Origin of the sequence: Streptococcus equinus (assembly GCF_900104225.1) — a bacterium.
Taxonomy (GTDB): domain Bacteria; phylum Bacillota; class Bacilli; order Lactobacillales; family Streptococcaceae; genus Streptococcus; species Streptococcus equinus_D.
The window spans coordinates 57,240-74,307 of record NZ_FNJK01000001.1 but is presented as its reverse complement, the minus strand read 5'-3'; the positions used below and the strand labels follow the sequence as shown (position 1 = coordinate 74,307).

Annotated in this window: 20 protein-coding genes; 3 read left to right on the top strand and 17 right to left on the bottom strand. The window is 37.3% G+C overall.

Annotated elements, in window-relative coordinates:
• Positions 1–170: 170 nt before the first annotated feature.
• The 8 genes from BLP98_RS00385 to rplK all read right to left on the bottom strand — a co-directional run bounded on the left by BLP98_RS00385 (position 171) and on the right by rplK (position 6,044).
• Positions 171–1,238, bottom strand: a complete 1,068-nt coding sequence (locus BLP98_RS00385) for a PhoH family protein (RefSeq protein ID WP_074481388.1) — start codon at positions 1,236–1,238, stop codon at positions 171–173.
• A 98-nt stretch (positions 1,239–1,336) separates the two neighbouring features.
• Positions 1,337–1,552 (bottom strand): YozE family protein, encoded by a 216-nt coding sequence (locus BLP98_RS00380; RefSeq protein WP_074481387.1) that lies wholly within the window; start codon positions 1,550–1,552, stop codon positions 1,337–1,339.
• Positions 1,549–2,058 (bottom strand): peptide-methionine (S)-S-oxide reductase MsrA, encoded by a 510-nt coding sequence (gene msrA, locus BLP98_RS00375; protein WP_074481386.1) that lies wholly within the window; start codon positions 2,056–2,058, stop codon positions 1,549–1,551. The genes BLP98_RS00380 and msrA overlap by 4 nt, the downstream gene beginning before the upstream one ends.
• A gap of 200 nt (positions 2,059–2,258) precedes the next feature.
• Positions 2,259–3,125 carry a CvfB family protein gene (locus BLP98_RS00370; RefSeq protein WP_074481385.1) on the bottom strand — a complete coding sequence of 289 codons (867 nt, stop codon included), beginning with the start codon at positions 3,123–3,125 and terminating at the stop codon, positions 2,259–2,261.
• 95 nt (positions 3,126–3,220) lie between these two features.
• Positions 3,221–3,778, bottom strand: coding sequence for a ribosome recycling factor (gene frr, locus BLP98_RS00365; RefSeq protein ID WP_074481384.1), 558 nt, complete (start codon positions 3,776–3,778; stop codon positions 3,221–3,223).
• A 53-nt stretch (positions 3,779–3,831) separates the two neighbouring features.
• Positions 3,832–4,569 carry a UMP kinase gene (gene pyrH / locus BLP98_RS00360; RefSeq protein ID WP_074481383.1) on the bottom strand — a complete coding sequence of 246 codons (738 nt, stop codon included), beginning with the start codon at positions 4,567–4,569 and terminating at the stop codon, positions 3,832–3,834.
• Between the two features lie 204 nt (positions 4,570–4,773).
• A complete protein-coding gene (gene rplA / locus BLP98_RS00355; protein WP_004232886.1) occupies positions 4,774–5,463 on the bottom strand; it encodes a 50S ribosomal protein L1 in 690 nt (229 codons plus the stop codon).
• A gap of 155 nt (positions 5,464–5,618) precedes the next feature.
• Positions 5,619–6,044: a 50S ribosomal protein L11 gene (rplK, locus tag BLP98_RS00350; protein WP_020917264.1), complete on the bottom strand. Its 426-nt coding sequence runs from the start codon at positions 6,042–6,044 to the stop codon at positions 5,619–5,621.
• A gap of 556 nt (positions 6,045–6,600) precedes the next feature.
• Here rplK and BLP98_RS00345 point away from each other — a divergent pair.
• Complete coding sequence (locus BLP98_RS00345) at positions 6,601–6,954, top strand: DUF3397 domain-containing protein (protein ID WP_074481382.1); 354 nt, start codon at positions 6,601–6,603, stop codon at positions 6,952–6,954.
• Between the two features lie 34 nt (positions 6,955–6,988).
• On the opposite strand, the gene BLP98_RS00340 is transcribed toward BLP98_RS00345, so the two are convergent.
• Complete coding sequence (locus BLP98_RS00340; protein WP_081341146.1) at positions 6,989–9,394, bottom strand: DNA translocase FtsK; 2,406 nt, start codon at positions 9,392–9,394, stop codon at positions 6,989–6,991.
• Between the two features lie 142 nt (positions 9,395–9,536).
• On the opposite strand from BLP98_RS00340, the gene BLP98_RS00335 reads away from it, so the two are divergent.
• Both BLP98_RS00335 and BLP98_RS00330 read left to right on the top strand, forming a co-directional pair.
• Positions 9,537–10,361 (top strand): peptidylprolyl isomerase, encoded by an 825-nt coding sequence (locus BLP98_RS00335; protein WP_074481380.1) that lies wholly within the window; start codon positions 9,537–9,539, stop codon positions 10,359–10,361.
• A gap of 137 nt (positions 10,362–10,498) precedes the next feature.
• Positions 10,499–11,149, top strand: a complete 651-nt coding sequence (locus BLP98_RS00330) for a metal-dependent transcriptional regulator (RefSeq protein WP_074481379.1) — start codon at positions 10,499–10,501, stop codon at positions 11,147–11,149.
• Positions 11,150–11,192: 43 nt separating this feature from the next.
• Here the strand turns inward: BLP98_RS00330 and BLP98_RS00325 are convergent, their stop codons facing one another.
• The 8 genes from BLP98_RS00325 to BLP98_RS00290 all read right to left on the bottom strand — a co-directional run bounded on the left by BLP98_RS00325 (position 11,193) and on the right by BLP98_RS00290 (position 17,043).
• Positions 11,193–11,885 carry a 5'-methylthioadenosine/adenosylhomocysteine nucleosidase gene (locus tag BLP98_RS00325; RefSeq protein WP_074481378.1) on the bottom strand — a complete coding sequence of 231 codons (693 nt, stop codon included), beginning with the start codon at positions 11,883–11,885 and terminating at the stop codon, positions 11,193–11,195.
• Positions 11,886–11,938: 53 nt separating this feature from the next.
• Positions 11,939–12,280 carry a cell wall synthase accessory phosphoprotein MacP gene (gene macP / locus BLP98_RS00320; protein ID WP_074481377.1) on the bottom strand — a complete coding sequence of 114 codons (342 nt, stop codon included), beginning with the start codon at positions 12,278–12,280 and terminating at the stop codon, positions 11,939–11,941.
• A 3-nt stretch (positions 12,281–12,283) separates the two neighbouring features.
• The gene (locus BLP98_RS00315; RefSeq protein ID WP_074481376.1) at positions 12,284–12,832 is read right to left on the bottom strand and encodes an NUDIX hydrolase; all 549 of its coding nucleotides are present in this window, start codon (positions 12,830–12,832) and stop codon (positions 12,284–12,286) included.
• A gap of 189 nt (positions 12,833–13,021) precedes the next feature.
• Positions 13,022–14,407, bottom strand: coding sequence for a bifunctional UDP-N-acetylglucosamine diphosphorylase/glucosamine-1-phosphate N-acetyltransferase GlmU (gene glmU / locus BLP98_RS00310; protein ID WP_074481375.1), 1,386 nt, complete (start codon positions 14,405–14,407; stop codon positions 13,022–13,024).
• Between the two features lie 122 nt (positions 14,408–14,529).
• Positions 14,530–15,492: a Gfo/Idh/MocA family protein gene (locus tag BLP98_RS00305; RefSeq protein WP_074481374.1), complete on the bottom strand. Its 963-nt coding sequence runs from the start codon at positions 15,490–15,492 to the stop codon at positions 14,530–14,532.
• 82 nt (positions 15,493–15,574) lie between these two features.
• On the bottom strand, positions 15,575–16,018 hold the full coding sequence (locus BLP98_RS00300) for an ASCH domain-containing protein (RefSeq protein ID WP_074481373.1): 444 nt from the start codon (positions 16,016–16,018) through the stop codon (positions 15,575–15,577).
• 97 nt (positions 16,019–16,115) lie between these two features.
• The gene (locus tag BLP98_RS00295; protein WP_074481372.1) at positions 16,116–16,814 is read right to left on the bottom strand and encodes a 3-oxoacyl-ACP reductase; all 699 of its coding nucleotides are present in this window, start codon (positions 16,812–16,814) and stop codon (positions 16,116–16,118) included.
• Positions 16,807–17,043 carry a DUF2829 domain-containing protein gene (locus BLP98_RS00290; protein ID WP_074481371.1) on the bottom strand — a complete coding sequence of 79 codons (237 nt, stop codon included), beginning with the start codon at positions 17,041–17,043 and terminating at the stop codon, positions 16,807–16,809. The genes BLP98_RS00295 and BLP98_RS00290 overlap by 8 nt, the downstream gene beginning before the upstream one ends.
• Between the last annotated feature and the right edge of the window lie 25 nt (positions 17,044–17,068).

Genomic DNA, 17,068 nt, shown 5'->3' with positions numbered 1-17,068 from the left:
TTTCTGAAAAATACTTTGAAACTTCTAACTATACTCTATCATATCTATTTTACCCTAAATCTAAAAATTTTCTAGTGCTTTTAGCAATGAAAAGGTTATTATAAAAAAATAAATAAGTTTTATTCGTCTATAACAAAAAAAGTCACACCCAAAGTGTGACTTACAAGCAATTATTTCTCGCTTTTATCGCTAGCTGGTTGACCAATTGTCTCATAGCTAGCAAAGCCTGATTCTGTAGCTGGTTCAGCGATTTTTTCATTAACTTGATGAACTTGTTTTCTCTCTGCATCTTTCTCATAGGCATTGATAATTTCAGCAACCACAGGGTGTCGAACCACATCGCTAGCTGAAAAATGCACAAAATCAATTTGCTTAATGTGTTTTAATTTTTCAGTCGCATCAATGAGACCTGATTTAACCTTCTTAGGCAAATCAATCTGACTTGTGTCACCATTGATAATCATTTTTGAGTTAAAGCCAAGACGAGTCAAAAACATCTTCATCTGCATAATCGTTGTATTCTGTGCTTCATCAAGAATCACAAAGGCATCATCCAATGTTCGACCACGCATATAAGCCAACGGTGCAATTTCGATAATATCACGCTCCATTAATCGTGTGGTTTGCTCTTTTCCTAAAATTTGATAAAGGGCATCATAAACTGGACGAAGGTATGGATCAACTTTTTCTTTTAAATCACCTGGTAAAAATCCAAGACTTTCACCAGCTTCAACCGCTGGACGTGTTAAAATGATACGTTTGACCTGACCGCGTTTTAAAGCGGTCACGGCTAGCGTAACTGCTAAGAAAGTTTTCCCTGTACCTGCAGGACCAATCCCAAAGACAACGTCATGAGACTTAACACTCTCAGCATAAACCTTTTGTCCAAGTGTTTTAACACGAATAGGTTTTCCAGAATTATCCTTGATAATTTCTTCTTCATAAAGGGCAACAAATTTGTCAATAGAGCCATTTTGTGCCATAGAAAGAGCCGTTACCACATCAGAAGTATTCACTAACATTCCACGAGAAACCAATACTAATAAAGCTTGGATGGTCACACGTGCTAACTCGACACTTTCTTTATCATCTCCTAAAATCTGCACACGCTCTGTGCGGGCATGAATAATAACCCCAAGATTGTCTTCAATCAATTTCAAATGGCGCTCATTTGAACCAAACAGCGCTAGCACATCATCAGGATGATTTAAAGTAATTTCAACAGAATGCTCTTGCAAATAGAGTCCCTCTTTCTTTTGTGTTTGATAAGCCTATTATAGCTTATTTAAAACAAAAAATCACGGCTTACCGTGATTTCATTTTATTTAAAACTAACTTAATGCGCTAGGTAATCTTCCCAAATCTTATCGAATTCACTCAGGTTGAAAGCAAAAACAGCCTCATCTTCAAGATAACGACTAATCGTTTCAAAATCATCTGTGTGCTTTGGAAAAGTAGTATCTTCAAAAACAAGATCAGCTAAAATAGCGACCGGTTCATGACTTTTGGGATTACGCTGTGTCATTAACCAAGTGTAAAATGACTTTCTCATTGCCAATTCTCCTCTAAAAATGCATGTCTGATAGCACTGCTTTGGGCATAGTGTTCAGGATTTTTCTTGTAGAATCCTTGGTGATAATCTTCTGCCAAATAAAATGGTTGTACTGGTTCAATAGCTGTTACAATTGGTTCTTTGAAACGTCCAGAAGCCTGCAAAGCAGCTTTAGATGCTTCAGCAATTTCTTTTTGAGACTCGTTACTATAGAAAATAACCGGACGGTAGTTATCTCCACGATCCTCAAATTGACCAAAAGCATCTGTTGGATCAGTCTGTGCCCAATAAATCTCAACCAAATCAGCGTAAGAGATTTTATTTTCATCAAAAATAATTTCAACAGCTTCTGTATGACCCGTTTCATGTGCCTTAACCTGCTCATAAGTAGGATTTTCGACATGTCCTCCAGTATAACCAGAACGGACTGATAAAATACCATCTTGTTCTTCAAATGGTTGCACCATGCACCAGAAACAACCACCTGCAAAAATCGCACGTTCCATTCTATGACCTCCAAAATATAGTGAGTCTATTATATCAAAAAAAATATCCAGTGGATATTTTTTTCACGAGCCCAAAAACTAAAAAGCGAGTTATATCCAGTGAATACTTTTTTCACGTGACTGGAAATCAAAAAAACTTCAATTTTAACTTAAAAAAAGACCACAGCTTTGCTTAAGGCATCACTGTAATCTTTTTATATTTAATCCTCGTTTTCGATTAATTCTGTACCGAATTGGTCTTGTTTCACTTTGCGAGCTTTCATTAAACCACCAAGAGCTTTTTTAAATTGCCCTTTAGAAATACCAAATGTTGCTTTGATATCTGCTGGAGATGATTTATCGTTTAGTGTCATAAAGCCACCATTTGATTGCAAATAAGTCAAAATCATTTGTGAATCATTTTCAAGCATTTCAAATGAACGTGGTTTTAATGACAAATTAAGCGTACGGTCAACCTCACGGAAGCCAATAACACGTGCTGTCACCTCTTCACCAAGACGAGGTTCTGCATAACGTTCACTAGGGTGAATAAAACCAAGCATGTTATTATCTGGCAAATAAACAAACGTTCCAGATAATTTCAAACGATATACGATTGCACGTAATTTTTCATTTTGCATGTTATTGTATGCTGGGCCAGCCATTTTTTGGAAAATCTCAGGTTGTGCTGGGATTGCCCAAATACGATCTTTTTTATCGACATCAAGATGGACATAAAGTTTGTCGCCTTTTTTAGGCCACAATTCTTTCATATCAGGTAACACATCAAGAGATACAACAAACTGTTTATCCGCAAGACCTGTGTCTAAAAAGACCCCTAAATCACGACGTACTTCAGTGACAACACCCCAACCATAACTAGTACGTGTCGTTGCAACTTCAGTTGTAGTTAAACGTGCTTTCTGGTGCATATCAGTGTAGGCAAAACCTTTTACCATATCACCAATTTTATGCTCACCCTCAGCTTTGTCCAACATAAATGTAACGCCATCTTTTTGCACAAAATAGGCCTTTGCATTTTCATCAATCACAAGACCTGTGATAACAGTGGCAAGTAAATTATTCATGTATTCTTTCCTTTACAAAAGGGGGTGAGACGTCGAAATCAAGTTTCTACGAAACAACTGATTTCTGTCTCACTCCCCCTTACCTTCTTTTTTGATTAGACTTCAAGCAATTCTTTTTCTTTGTTTGCTGTCATAGCATCAATGTGTTTAACAGCTTCGTCAGTTGCTTTTTGAATATCTTTTTCAAGAACTTTCAATTCGTCTTCAGTGATTTCTTTTGCTTTTTCTTGTTTTTTAGCTTCGTCCATAGCATCACGACGGATGTTACGGATAGCAACTTTAGCATTTTCACCAACTTTTTTAACTTCTTTAGCAAGGTCTTTACGAGTTTCTTCAGTAAGAGCAGGAATAACCAAGCGAATTACTGAACCATCGTTAGCTGGGTTGATACCAAGGTCTGAAGCGTTGATAGCATGTTCGATATCTTTCAATGATGATTTATCAAATGGTGAAATCAAAAGAACACGAGCTTCTGGAACTGTGATAGAAGCCAATTGGTTAAGTGGTGTCATTGCTCCATAGTATTCAACTTGGATACGATCCAAAAGTGATGCATTGGCACGACCAGCACGAATTGAAGCAAATTCACGTGCTAATGAGCTGTGTGATTGTTCAAAGCGTTCTTTAGCTTTTTCGATAATAGCATTAGCCATAAGTATTATAAGTCCTCATTTCTTAGTTTTTGGGAAATAGCAGAGCTGATAACTTAGTTATCGTGGTGTTCAGCTTTATTTGAAACAGTTGTACCAATAGCTTCACCAAAGACAACACGTTTAATATTACCAGCTTCATTCATGTTAAAGACAACCAAGTCAATATCGTTGTCCATTGAAAGAGTAGATGCAGTTGCGTCCATGATTTTAAGACCACGTTTAATTACTTCACCGTGAGTCAATTCATCAAATTTAACAGCGTTAGCATCTTTCTTAGGATCGGCATTATAAACACCGTCAACGCCATTTTTAGCCATCAAGATAGCTTCGGCATCGATTTCAGCAGCACGCAAAGCAGCTGTTGTATCAGTTGAGAAGTATGGTGAACCAATACCTGCACCAAAGATAACAATGCGACCTTTTTCAAGGTGACGAAGTGCGCGACCACGAATATAAGGTTCAGCAACGTTTTGCATTGGAATAGATGTTTGAACACGTGTATCAACACCATTTTGTTGAAGGCTATCAGCCATTACAAGAGCGTTCATTACTGTTCCAAGCATACCAGTGTAGTCTGCTTGAACACGATCCATACCAGCTGCAGCAGCTGGTTCTCCACGCCAGAGGTTTCCTCCACCGATAACCAAAGCAATTTGCACGCCTGATTGATGTACTTCAGCAATTTCTTTTGCGATAGTTTTAACAGTTGTAAGGTCGATTCCCACGCCTTTTTCACCAGCTAACGCTTCACCAGATAATTTAATTAAAATACGTTTATACTTAGGTTCCACTTCAAGTTACTCCTTCTTTTATCTTTATTATTTTAACATAAATTGCCTATTTTACCTAGCGAAATTCGTTGAATTTTGAAAGATTACAAACAAGCAAATCACGATTGTAAACAGATAAATTTTTTCCCTTTTTTAATTTTTGAAATAGATCACACAGCCCATAAAAAAATCCGTTTCTTTGAAACGGATTTTTCAATGTATCAATTAGAATGAACTTGGATCTACTTTGATACCTACACCTTGTGTAGTAGTGATTGACAAGTTAGTCATGTAAGTACCTTTAGCAGTAGCTGGTTTTGATTTAACCATAACTTCGTGGATAGCTTTGAAGTTTTCAACCAATTTGTCTGCGTCAAATGATACTTTACCGATGATAGCTTGTACGTTACCTGCTTTATCAGCACGGTAAGTGATTTTACCACCCTTAGATTCTTCAACTGCTTTAGCAACGTCCATAGTTACTGTACCAGTTTTAGGGTTTGGCATAAGGTTACGAGGTCCAAGGACACGTCCAAGACGTCCAACGATAGCCATCATGTCTGGTGTAGCGATAACTACGTCAAAGTCAAGCCAACCGTCGTTGATTTTAGCAACAAGATCGTCTTCACCAACGAAGTCTGCACCAGCAGCTTTAGCTTCTTCAGCTTTAGCACCACGTGCAAAAACAAGAACACGTTGTGTTTTACCAGTACCGTTTGGCAATACCATTGCACCACGGATTTGTTGGTCTGCTTTACGAACGTCAATGTTAAGTTTGTATGCAACTTCTACAGATGCATCAAATTTTGCGAAGTTAGTTTCTTTTGCAAGAGCTACAGCTTCTTCTACGCTGTAAGCTTTAGTGCTGTCGATTTTTTCAAGTGCAGCACGCATTTGTTTGCTTTTTTTAGCCATTTAAAATTCTCCTTGTAATGTGGTCATATCGATTTGATTTAAAATCTCCCACGTCACTCATCAAATTACGATGAAGTCTTGCGGGTCTAGCGTGAATTAATCTCAACGGTACAGTGTGTTTACCTCAATTAATCCACTAATTGGGTTGCTATTGATTAGTCAACAACAGTGAATCCCATAGAACGAGCAGTACCTTCAATCATACGCATTGCAGATTCAACATTTGCAGCGTTTAAGTCTGGCATTTTAGTTTCAGCAATTTCTTGTACTTGTGCACGAGTAACTGTTGCAACTTTAGTTGTGTTAGGTGTTCCTGAACCTTTTTCAACACCTGCAGCTTTTTTCAAAAGAACTGAAGCTGGTGGTGTTTTAGTTACGAAATCAAATGATTTATCTTCATATACTGAGATAACAACTGGGATGATCATACCAGCTTGGTCAGCTGTACGAGCGTTAAATTCTTTAGTGAATCCCATGATGTTGATACCTGCTTGACCAAGAGCTGGTCCAACCGGTGGAGCTGGTGTAGCTTTACCAGCAGGAATTTGAAGTTTAACAACTTTTTCGACTTTTTTAGCCATTTATAAAATCCTCCTGTTGTGGTTTTGGCGGTAATTAAGATTTTTACCTCCCACAGATATGCTCAATAGCATACCTTAACATTATACATTAATTTTGTGAAAAAGCAAGGAATTTGCATCAATAATTTGTTAAAAAAATTGATTTAACCACTTTTTTCTTTCTTTAAGAAATGAAGCACTTCCATTTTTGATTAACTAAGTTATCTCTGTATTTTTCAAGAAAAGCATCAGATTGAAGACAAACCTACTTTTAACCTAAAATGAATTCTAATTCCTCATTTCAGTACTTCAATTTTAGGATTCATTTGCGAGCAAAGCGAGCAAGAAAGCGATACTTTTCGCCGTGGTGAAAGTGGCTGAAACCTAATCATATCAGCCACCCGGGAGTTTTGAGACCTTAGGCTCAAAACTTAGGCATAGAATTCCGCAGGAAGTCGCTGCCGACGGCACCACCTAAGAAAAGTATCAAAAAAGACTTTTTCTTCAGTCTAAGTATTTTTCAAGAAAAGCCTTCTTATTATTTACTTCTTCAAAGTTTCAGTATAAAATATAAGACATGATGATGTACAAATTATTTTCCTTTTCGTTTATCTTTTTAACACCGATTTTCGCATATATTTTAGTTAATTTTTTCAATTTAAAACGTTTTGGCATTCTGTTTACAGATTTGGCCTTTCCACTCTTTGCTTTTGAGATTGCCTTAGTTGTTAATAAATTTTTAGATAGTAGTGTTTTCTTCTACTACATAATCTGCTTGTGCTTGCTATCGTTAGCGATAACTTTTGTCTTTTTGAAACGGAATCATTCTTTTTCTTACCGTCGATTTGGTAAATTCTTCTGGCGTTCTGGTTTCATTTTGACATTCATCTTTTATATTATTGTTTTAGTTTTAATTTTCACGATTGCATAGTAAAAACGTTAACCTTTCGGCTAACGTTTTTTTATTATGCTTCTGGATTTGGATTTGTCATTAAGACTTTACGTGGTTTTGTTCCTTCAGCTGGTCCGATGACTCCTGCTGCTTCAAGTTCATCCATCAAACGAGTCGCACGGTTGAAACCAACAGATAAGCGACGTTGCAACATTGAAGCACTAGCTTTTTGTGTTTCAAGTACTAATGCTTTAGCATCTTCAAAGAGTGGGTCACCTTCTTGAGAACCACCGCCGCCACCAGATTTCAAATCTGACTCAGAAACATCACCAGGGTCAAAACTGTCATCATAATCCGCATCAGCTTGATTCTTAATGAAACCAACAATGCGTTCAACATCATCATCTGAAATGAAAGAACCTTGCAAGCGAACTGGGTGATTTTCGTCGATTGGTTTAAAGAGCATATCTCCTCGTCCGAGAAGTTTTTCAGCTCCATTTTCATCCAAAATCGTACGACTATCAGTTCCTGATGAGACCGCAAAGGCAACACGTGATGGGACGTTTGCTTTAATCAAGCCACTGATGACATCAACAGATGGACGTTGTGTAGCAAGAATCATATGAATCCCAGCCGCACGCGCTTTTTGTCCCAATCGAATAATGGCATCTTCAACTTCTTTGCTAGCAACCATCATCAAGTCAGCCAACTCGTCAACGATAACGACAATTAATGGAAGCGGAATTTGTTTTTGGTCTGATTTGGCATTAAATTCTTCTACCTTAGCATTATAACCAGCAATGTTTCGCACACCAAAATGGCTAAAGAGTTCATAACGATTTTCCATCTCATCAACCACTTTTTGAAGAGCTCTTGCTGCCTTACGTGGATTGGTTACCACTGGGATCAAAAGGTGAGGAATGTCATTATAAACTGATAACTCAACCATCTTAGGATCAATCATCATGAATTTAACCTGATCTGGGCGAGCTTTCATCAAGATACTTGCAATGATACCATTGACCGCAACAGATTTACCTGAACCAGTAGAACCTGCAACGAGCAAGTGAGGCATACGAGCAAGGTCAAAGGTACGAGCTGTTCCGTTGACAGCTTTACCAAGAGGTACTTCTAGCAATTTGTTAGGATCTGTATTGGCTTGTTCCCAGAGTTCACGGAAAGTCACCGTTGCAATCTCTGAGTTTGGCACTTCAATACCAACCAAAGATTTACCCGGAATTGGAGCTTCAATACGGACATCCTTTGCTGCCAAAGCTAGCGCCAAATCATCGGCCAAGTTTGAAATACGGTTAACACGCACCCCTACGGCTGGTTTGACTTCGTATTTTGTGACAGATGGTCCGATTTCAGCGCGTTCAACCTTAACATCAATCCCAAAGCTATTGAAGGTATCCTCCAAAACTTTGATATTTCTGCGAACCAGATTTTTCTCCTTAGATTGATTTTTAGGTTTGTCTGGAGCGAACAAATCAATCGTTGGAAGCTTGTAAAGAAGGTTTGCCTTAGCTGTAAAATCAACTTCTAACGGTTCACCATCATCTTCTTCATCAAGCATAGCTTGTTCGACTTGTTTTTGCTCTGATACCATATTTTCTTCCATTGGAGGCTCTTCTAAGCCATCTAACGAATGGTCATAAGCCAAAATCTCTGGTTCAACATTAGCTTCTTCTGCCGGAATGTTTTCAAACAAGGAAGCTTCATTGTCATCTGGACTATCCAGAATTTCACCTGTTTCTTCATCAACAGTTAGTTGAGCCAAACGCTCTTCTTCCTCTTTTTGAGCTTTTTCTTGACGTTTTTGTTCTGCTAGTGCGCGTTTTTCCTCGCGTTTAACAAAACGTTTTTGTTTTCTAATCTCATTTTTAGCAGCCCATTCTTGTGATTTTTCCTTAAAGAAATCAACCAAATCATAGACTTCCCATGGGCTCATTAAAAAGAGGCCAAGAATAATGAAAAGTCCACCAATCAAAAAAGTTCCAACATTTGAGAAAAGAAAAGCTACCGGTTTGTAAAGAACTGCTCCAAGCATTCCCCCACCTACAAAGGTTGTGACTTTGAATCTAATCAAATCATTGTAAATCAAACCAGCTGTTGTCGAGAAAATCTCCTTATCATGGAACTTAGCTAATGAGAAAAGATAAGCGTGCCATTCTAGTAAGAGACCAATCATGGTTACTACAAATCCGCCAATAAGTCCAGTTTGCTTATGGAACCATTTAAATCCGAGAAAATATATGAGGACTGCAAACATTAACACATAGGCCAAACTACCTACTGCAAATCTCACAATGTTATAAACAGTTATTCCAAAAATCCCCAAACGAACAATCGCAAAGAAAAAAATAACCGCAATAACAATTGCTAAAATAAAACGTTCCAGTGCCTTCTGTCTTTTTATTTCTGCTTTTGTCGGTCGCCGTGTTTTACGACCTTTTCTTCTACTTTTTGATTTTGCCATACACATATTATATCATTTTTTAAGTTTTTGGGTTATTCGCTTAGATTTATGATAAAATGAAGTAACTCATCCGAAAGCGTTTCAATATTGCTATTTTTTCCCTAATTAATTATAGTCGCTTTTAAATTTCAAAGGAGTCATCATGAAAAAAATTTGGTCACTTGGTTTAACAATACTCTGTCTAGCAAGTTTATCTGGTTGTGAAAGCATGACCCGTACCATTCGAGGTGATGAATATGTCGAGGCAAAAACAGCCGCTAGTTCTTCCGCTGCACAAGCTAGTGCCAGTGCAGCATCATCAGAAGCCTATCAAAAAGAAGTAAAAGAAGCTTTAACTGCTGACAAGACTGCTTTCCCACAATTATCAACAGAAGTTGCTCAAAATGAAGCTGAAGTCATCATGCACACTTCTGAAGGTGACATCACTATCAAGTTCTTTCCAAAATATGCGCCACTTGCTGTTGAAAATTTCTTAACTCATGCCAAAAAAGGCTATTATGACGGACTTTTGTTTCACCGTGTTATCTCAGATTTCATGATTCAATCTGGTGATCCTAAAGGAAATGGAACAGGCGGCGAATCAATCTGGAAAGGTAAAGATAAAAAGATTGATTCTGGAAATGGTTTTGCTAATGAAATCACACCTTATCTTTACAATATTCGCGGAGCTCTTGCTATGGCAAATGCTGGCGCTGATACAAATGGTAGTCAATTCTTCATCAACCAAAATCCAGCAGACCAATCAAATCAGCTCTCAAATGATAACTATCCAAAAGCCATTATCGATACCTACACTAAAGGCGGTAATCCAAGTCTAGATGGCAATTATACTGTCTTTGGTCAAGTCATTGATGGCATGGATGTTGTTGATAAGATTTCTAAAGCTGACACCGATAGCAATGATAAACCAACTAGTGATATCACTATTAAAACTATTGACATTGTTAAAGATTACAACTTTAAATAATTCCCTTAAAAATCAAGCTAGGATTTCCTGCCTTGATTTTTTGCTTGTTTTTTTCAAAAATAATCCTATGATAACAAGCTTTCCACCTCACGGTTAAAGGATTTTTGCTATAATAGAAGGACAGAAAGCGAGATAATATGACACCAAATAAAGAAGATTATCTAAAATGTATCCACGAATTGGGAGAAACCCAAACCAAGATAAGCAACAAACGAATTGCTGCCCTAATGCAAGTATCTGCACCAGCTGTTACTGAAATGGTTAAAAAATTGATTGCTGAAGGCCTTATTGTCAAAGACAAAGAAGCCGGCTATTACCTGACTCGAAAAGGCTTGTTATTAGTATCACAGCTTTATCGTAAACATCGCCTGATTGAAGTCTTCTTAACTAACCATCTTCACTACAACCCAGACGAAGTTCACCAAGAAGCTGAGGTGCTTGAACACACTGTTTCAACACTCTTTATTGACCGCTTGGAAGAAAAACTTAACTACCCTGATTTTTGTCCTCATGGGAGTACAATTCCCAAAAAAGGTAACTTGCTAATTGAAATTCACAATCAAGCACTTAGCCAAGTCGAAGAATTAGGAAAATATCAAATCTGTCGAACACATGATGAAGCTCGTTTGCTCAATTATCTTGAAGAACATCAGTTGACTATTAATGACGTGGTAGAACTAGTTAAAATTGATGATTTTGCTAAAACCCATACACTAACTTACCGCTCACAAGAAATTGTGATTCCAGAAAGAATTGCTGAACAAATCTACGTTGAAAAAGTTGATTGAATCACATAAAAATCCTGAGACAATATTATCTCAGGATTTTTTATTAAGCTAATTTTTCAAGAAATGCCATCAAAATCTTAGCTGATTTTTTACCAGCCTCTAAGATGAATTCATCAAAAGTAATGTTGGCATCATGTGCAGCTGTATCTGACATCGCACGCACAACGATAAATGGTTTGTGCAAATTATGAGCTGCTTGTGCAATAGCAGCACCTTCCATTTCAACAGCTTGAACTTCTGGGAAAGCTGCTTTAATCGCATCGATTTTATCTTGACCAGCAATAAATGAATCACCAGTAGCAATCAAACCGATTTTACTAGCAACATTTGCTTCGTTTAATACTTGTTCAAAAGTCTCAACAAATCTTTTATCTGATTCAAAATAAAGTGGTTGACCTGCCATTTGACCATAATCATAACCAAAAGCTGTTACATCAACATCATGGTAAACCAATTTGTCTGCAACTACCACATCGCCAATATTCAACTCATGTGCTACTGCACCAGCTGATCCTGTATTAATGACAGCATCAACTCCAAAGTGATCTGCAAGAATAGCAACTGACATTGCTGACATGACTTTACCAATACCTGATTGAACAAGAACAACTTGATGATTTCCTAGGTCACCTTCGTAGTAAGTATTTCCTAAAACATCATGTTCAGCTTTGTTATCTAGATTTTCAACAAGAAGTTTCAGTTCCTGTTCCATTGCTGCAATAATTCCAATTTTCATCTCAATAATACAGGAGCAATATTTGCTACCGCTCCTGCTTCTCCTTCTAGTTATTATAGATTAAATACTGCGAAAAAGAGGGCAATCAACAAAAGAATCACTACAAACATGATTAAATTTAACTTTCGCTGAAATTTGCTGCGTTTCGCATTTTCAATGCGACGACTTTTATAAACATGCTGATCGTCTTTTTTGCGGTCTCTCCATCTGTCCAATACACCCTCTGATTCTTCACGATTATCATAATCATAAGATTCATAGGTACTCAAGGTATCATAACGGTCAGTTCGGATAACCTTTGTTTCTTCATCATCTTCTAAGTAATTGTCATCATAAAAGATTTCACCACGGTTAGCACGTTCGATAATCTCGTCTGTTAAAAGTGGTCTACCCATTTTTTATCCTCCAAAATGCAGAGCATAATATTGAAGGGCTATGATTGTTTTAGCATCTTCGATTGCTCCAGATTTGACCAAATCCATACATTCTTGGTAGCTTAATTCAAGAATCTCTAAAACTTCATCATCATCTTGTGGTCGTGGATTTGGTACTTTTTGCAAATGAGTCGCTTGATAAAGCTTAATTTTTTCATTGCAAAAACCAATGGCTGTGTAAAACTCATGAATTTGTTTTAAATCGCCAGAATATCCTGTTTCCTCTTCTAATTCACGCGCAGCGGCATCTTCTTCAGAGCCATTTTCGCCAATTTCGAGCTTACCTGCAGGGATTTCATAAGAAACTTTTTCAATCGCCTTACGATATTGTTTAACCAAAATAATTTTATTGTCATCAGTTATAGCTAAAACAGCTACCGCTCCACGGTGAAAAATCAATTCACGTTTCGCTTGTCCAAGATTATTTGGCAATTCAACATCATCGACAACAACTTTAATAACATGCCCATCAAAAATCTCTGTTCGCTTGAGCGTTTTTTCTTCAAAATCCATACTAAGCAATCTCCCTAAAAATATTTCCACATTAAATTTTACTACAAAGTATTCAGAATTGCTATTCCAATACGCTTAAAGTCATGAAATATCTATGAAATCTACTTAATTTTTCTAAAAAATATAAAAAGAGGGTGAACTAAAAATATTTCATCCTCTTTTCATCATGCCTTGATTTAGCACAAAAAATTATTTTTTCTTATTGTTTGGGTGGTGTGGTTTGTTAAGTGCGTAACCTGCTTTGTTAACTTGACGACCACGTCCGATAGCAAGAGCATCTTTTTCAACATCTTGATAAATTGTTGAACCTGCTGCTGTTAAAGCGTTATCACCCAAAGTTACTGGAGAAATGATTGTTGAATTACTTCCAACAAAAACATTATTTCCAATAGTTGTATTGAACTTGTGTTGTCCATCGTAGTTAGCAATGATAGTACCAGCTCCAAAGTTGACATCATGACCAGTTGTTGTATTTCCAATGTAAGTCAAGTGACCAGCTTTTGTACCTTTACCAACAGTTGATGATTTCACTTCAACGAAGTTACCAACATGAACTTTTTCTTCAAGTGTTGAATCTGGACGAACGTGAGCAAATGGACCAATTGTAACACCATCTTTAACTTCTGATTTTTCAATCATTGAGTTTGTAATCACAACATTTTCACCAACTGTTGCATCAACAAGATAGCTACCGTTTGTCAAAACAGAACCAGCTCCGATTTTTGTATTTCCTTTAAGGGTAACGTTAGCTTCAATCAAAACATCTGGAGCAATCTCAACATCAGCATCAATGTAAGTTGCTGATGGATTTTGGAAAGTTACACCGTTAACCATGTGTTTTTTATTGATACGGCGACGCATAATACCTTCAGCAGTTGAAAGTGCCACACGATCATTAACACCAAGGCTTTCATCAAAATCATGAAGAACATATGCTCCAACTTTTTCACCGCTATTACGGAAAATTGAAATCACATCAGTCAAATAGTACTCACCTTGAGCGTTATTAGTATTGATGTTTTTAAGTGCTTCGAAGAGACGTTTGTTATCAAAGACATAAGTTCCTGTGTTGATTTCTTTGACTTGACGTTCAAACTCTGAAGCATCTTTTTGTTCAACAATTTTAAGCACTTCACCATTTTCGTTGCGGATAATACGTCCGTAGCCAAATGGATTTTCAGCAGTTGCTGTTAAAATAGTAGCAACATTTTTGTGGCTAACGTGAAACTCAATCAATTCTTTCAAACTTTCACCTGTAATAAGTGGTGTATCACCAGCAATAACAAGTGTTTGACCTTCAAGACCAGCTAATTCGTCCTCTGCCATCATGACAGCATGACCAGTTCCAAGTTGTTCTGTTTGCATGACAAATTCTGATTTGTCAGCTAAAACCTCACGAACCATTTCGGCTTTATGACCAATAACTGTCACATTTTTTTCTGGATTCAAGGCTGATACAGCACGGAAAACATGTTCTAACATTGTAATTCCTGAAACTTTATGAAGTACCTTTGGAAGGTCAGACTTCATACGTGTTCCTTTACCAGCTGCTAAAATAATTGCATAATTTGACATGACTATAATTCCTTAAAAAAATAGAGTAGATTTGCAAGTTAATCAAAGATAGACTCTTTCATCAACTTACACAAGCTACTCCATTATATCACAATTATAAGTAATAGGCTTATTTTTATAGATTACAAGCTATTGACAGCTTGGTCCAAAACTTCCATCACCAAACGGCTATGATCAAGTGCTAGTTTAGTCGCAGTCATATCTTCATGTTCGATGATTGCTTGGAAAGCTACAAATTCATCATGCATGCGGTGGTTAAGTGAATTTTCATTAATCATTGTCATATTTTGATTATTCAAGGTAAGGGCTAATTCTGGTAAGGTATTTGTCGCACCTAAGACAGCGATTGAGCCTTTATCTCCCTGAATGGTTGATTTAATATCTGCACCACAATCTTTAGCACCAATACAAACTGCTTTAAACTTGCCATAATCCATAACTAAGACACCTGACGTATCCACATCACGTTCTATGTTTGGTAAATAAAATACTTTCTCAGGTTTGCCAAATAAACCAACGACTAAGTGAATGTTATAGATGTTCAAATCACGAAGAGCTCCGCCACCTTTTTTAGGGTCAAAAGCTGGTGCAATTTCTCCTCGTTTGAAGGCATCGTAGCGTGAAGAATATTGAGAATAGTTACACTCAACAATTTTAATATCCCCTAGTTTTGCAAGATTCGCCTTAATCGAAGCAAAATTTCCTAAGTACTGGTTAGTAATTGCTTCTAGCAAAATGCGATTTTTTTGCTCTGCAATTTTTGCCAAATCTTCAAATTCCGCTAATGTCAACGTAAATGGCTTTTCACAGATGACGTGTTTTCCAGCAAGCAAAGCCTTTTTAGCATAGTCATAATGCAAATGATTAGGAAGTGCTACATAAACGGTATCTACTTCTGGATTTGCCAAAATGCTATCATAATCACTACTTGCTTGATTGATAGCATAGACTTCTGCTAATTCTTGAGCCTTTGTAAGGCTACGTGGTGTCGATAAAATAGCGACTAAGTCAATACCATTAATTTCCTTTAAAACAGGCAACACTTCATCAACAATTTTTCCTGTTCCTAAAATAGCTAATTTCATGGAGTTCCTCCTATAGGTCTTCTAAGCAAAGTTTAGCATAACTTCACTTCATTAACTGATACTATAACAAGTAATTCTCATACTATGGTGCGGGATAAACAACTTCAAATTCTTCTAAAACAATTGGACTTTTTCCACTGAAGCTTAAACCGAATTCGTCATAATAAGGTTTGAAAAAATCTTTATGAACAGCTCGCCAATAAGCAAGTGACTTATCGCCTTCTCCTTCTTTAAATGCGTGTTCTGCAGAAACCTCATCAAATGGTACCACAGAAACTTTTTTAATCTGAATAATGCAAACTGCTTGGTCTTTGCTGTCTAATACCACATCATAGGAACCAACTTCAGGTAGCTGATCATTGTCAACTGCATACAACTCATAAGCCGAAGCAGTAGCTGTTTTTGTCCCATCTAAAACCAATTTCGCTAATAAATCTGGCTGTGCTCCAAACTGCCAAGCATCAATGTCATCACCAATTGAGGGATTGATTTGCTTGTATTCATTCCATAGTTCTTGTGCGTTCATGGTTATCTCCTTTTCTGTCTTACTTCTTACAATCCGTTTGACAGAAATTTCCACTATGGTTTTCTCCTCTTCATTTTGAAGCCTCCTTTTTATGCCTCTACTTCAAACTCCAGCCGCCATCAATTTTAACGATTTCGCCTTGCATAGATGTGGCTTTTCCTGAGGCTAAAAATCCTGTCAAGTCAGCGATTTCCTCAGGATTACTCCAACGCCCGATTGGTGTTTCTTGAGCTACCCAATCAGCTAAACCACCTGGTTCAAAATCGCTAGCTGTCATGGCTGTTTTGACTGCTCCCGGTGCAATACCAAAAACTTGAATCTTATCTTTAGCATAGTCAAGAGCAAGCTGGCGCGTGAAACCTGCAAGTGCATGCTTACTAGCTGTGTAAGCTGCTCCGCCCCCACCTGCAATAAATGAAGCAATCGAACACATGTTAATGATAATACCTGATTGTCTTTCAACCATTTTGGCTAGATAATGACGTGTGATTTTAACCGTTGCAAAAAAATTTGTTTGAAAAACACCTTCTAATTCATCATCTGACACTTCAAGCAAAGGTTTGTAAGCATCAAGAATTCCTGCGGTATTGCACAAGATATCCACATCTGATACAAAATCGTAGAGCGCAGCTAAATCCGTCGTCAAATCTAACTGTAGGAAATGAAAGTTTTCATTTTGAATCTCAGGCGCTTGTGATTTATCAACGCCGTATACCGCACAGCCATTTTCTAAAAAAAGTCGTGCTTGAGCAAGCCCAATCCCTGAGCTGACACCTGTAATAAGTACCTTAGTCATTTACTTCAACCCAGTCAGTAGCTAGGACATCACACGGAGTTGGTGACCACATTGAAAAACCTTCACCTTCTCCTGACACATTGATCAAAAAGTATGGTGTCACTGGTAATGCCACACCATCTTGTTCAAGAGTATCAAAAAGCTGAACATAATTTTCAGCCCCTCCCCAACCAGTACGTACATATTTTTTCTTAGCCTTCAAACCAGGCAAAATTTCTTCAAAAGTCATTTTTCTCTCCTTGATAATTAATACC

Excerpts from the sequence above, each read along its gene's own strand:
- BLP98_RS00300 (WP_074481373.1), bottom strand. The coding sequence starts at position 16,018 with ATGAACGCACAAGAACTATGGAATGAATACAAGCAAATCAATCCCTCA.
- BLP98_RS00340 (WP_081341146.1), bottom strand. The coding sequence starts at position 9,394 with ATGGCAAAATCAAAAAGTAGAAGAAAAGGTCGTAAAACACGGCGACCG.
- glmU (WP_074481375.1), bottom strand. The coding sequence starts at position 14,407 with ATGTCAAATTATGCAATTATTTTAGCAGCTGGTAAAGGAACACGTATG.
- BLP98_RS00330 (WP_074481379.1), top strand. The coding sequence starts at position 10,499 with ATGACACCAAATAAAGAAGATTATCTAAAATGTATCCACGAATTGGGA.
- rplK (WP_020917264.1), bottom strand. The coding sequence starts at position 6,044 with ATGGCTAAAAAAGTCGAAAAAGTTGTTAAACTTCAAATTCCTGCTGGT.
- BLP98_RS00335 (WP_074481380.1), top strand. The coding sequence starts at position 9,537 with ATGAAAAAAATTTGGTCACTTGGTTTAACAATACTCTGTCTAGCAAGT.
- BLP98_RS00345 (WP_074481382.1), top strand. The coding sequence starts at position 6,601 with ATGATGATGTACAAATTATTTTCCTTTTCGTTTATCTTTTTAACACCG.
- msrA (WP_074481386.1), bottom strand. The coding sequence starts at position 2,058 with ATGGAACGTGCGATTTTTGCAGGTGGTTGTTTCTGGTGCATGGTGCAA.
- BLP98_RS00380 (WP_074481387.1), bottom strand. The coding sequence starts at position 1,552 with ATGAGAAAGTCATTTTACACTTGGTTAATGACACAGCGTAATCCCAAA.
- BLP98_RS00325 (WP_074481378.1), bottom strand. The coding sequence starts at position 11,885 with ATGAAAATTGGAATTATTGCAGCAATGGAACAGGAACTGAAACTTCTT.
- BLP98_RS00295 (WP_074481372.1), bottom strand. The coding sequence starts at position 16,814 with ATGACTAAGGTACTTATTACAGGTGTCAGCTCAGGGATTGGGCTTGCT.
- BLP98_RS00370 (WP_074481385.1), bottom strand. The coding sequence starts at position 3,125 with ATGAATAATTTACTTGCCACTGTTATCACAGGTCTTGTGATTGATGAA.
- macP (WP_074481377.1), bottom strand. The coding sequence starts at position 12,280 with ATGGGTAGACCACTTTTAACAGACGAGATTATCGAACGTGCTAACCGT.
- BLP98_RS00290 (WP_074481371.1), bottom strand. The coding sequence starts at position 17,043 with ATGACTTTTGAAGAAATTTTGCCTGGTTTGAAGGCTAAGAAAAAATAT.
- BLP98_RS00305 (WP_074481374.1), bottom strand. The coding sequence starts at position 15,492 with ATGAAATTAGCTATTTTAGGAACAGGAAAAATTGTTGATGAAGTGTTG.
- rplA (WP_004232886.1), bottom strand. The coding sequence starts at position 5,463 with ATGGCTAAAAAAAGCAAACAAATGCGTGCTGCACTTGAAAAAATCGAC.
- BLP98_RS00315 (WP_074481376.1), bottom strand. The coding sequence starts at position 12,832 with ATGGATTTTGAAGAAAAAACGCTCAAGCGAACAGAGATTTTTGATGGG.
- frr (WP_074481384.1), bottom strand. The coding sequence starts at position 3,778 with ATGGCTAATGCTATTATCGAAAAAGCTAAAGAACGCTTTGAACAATCA.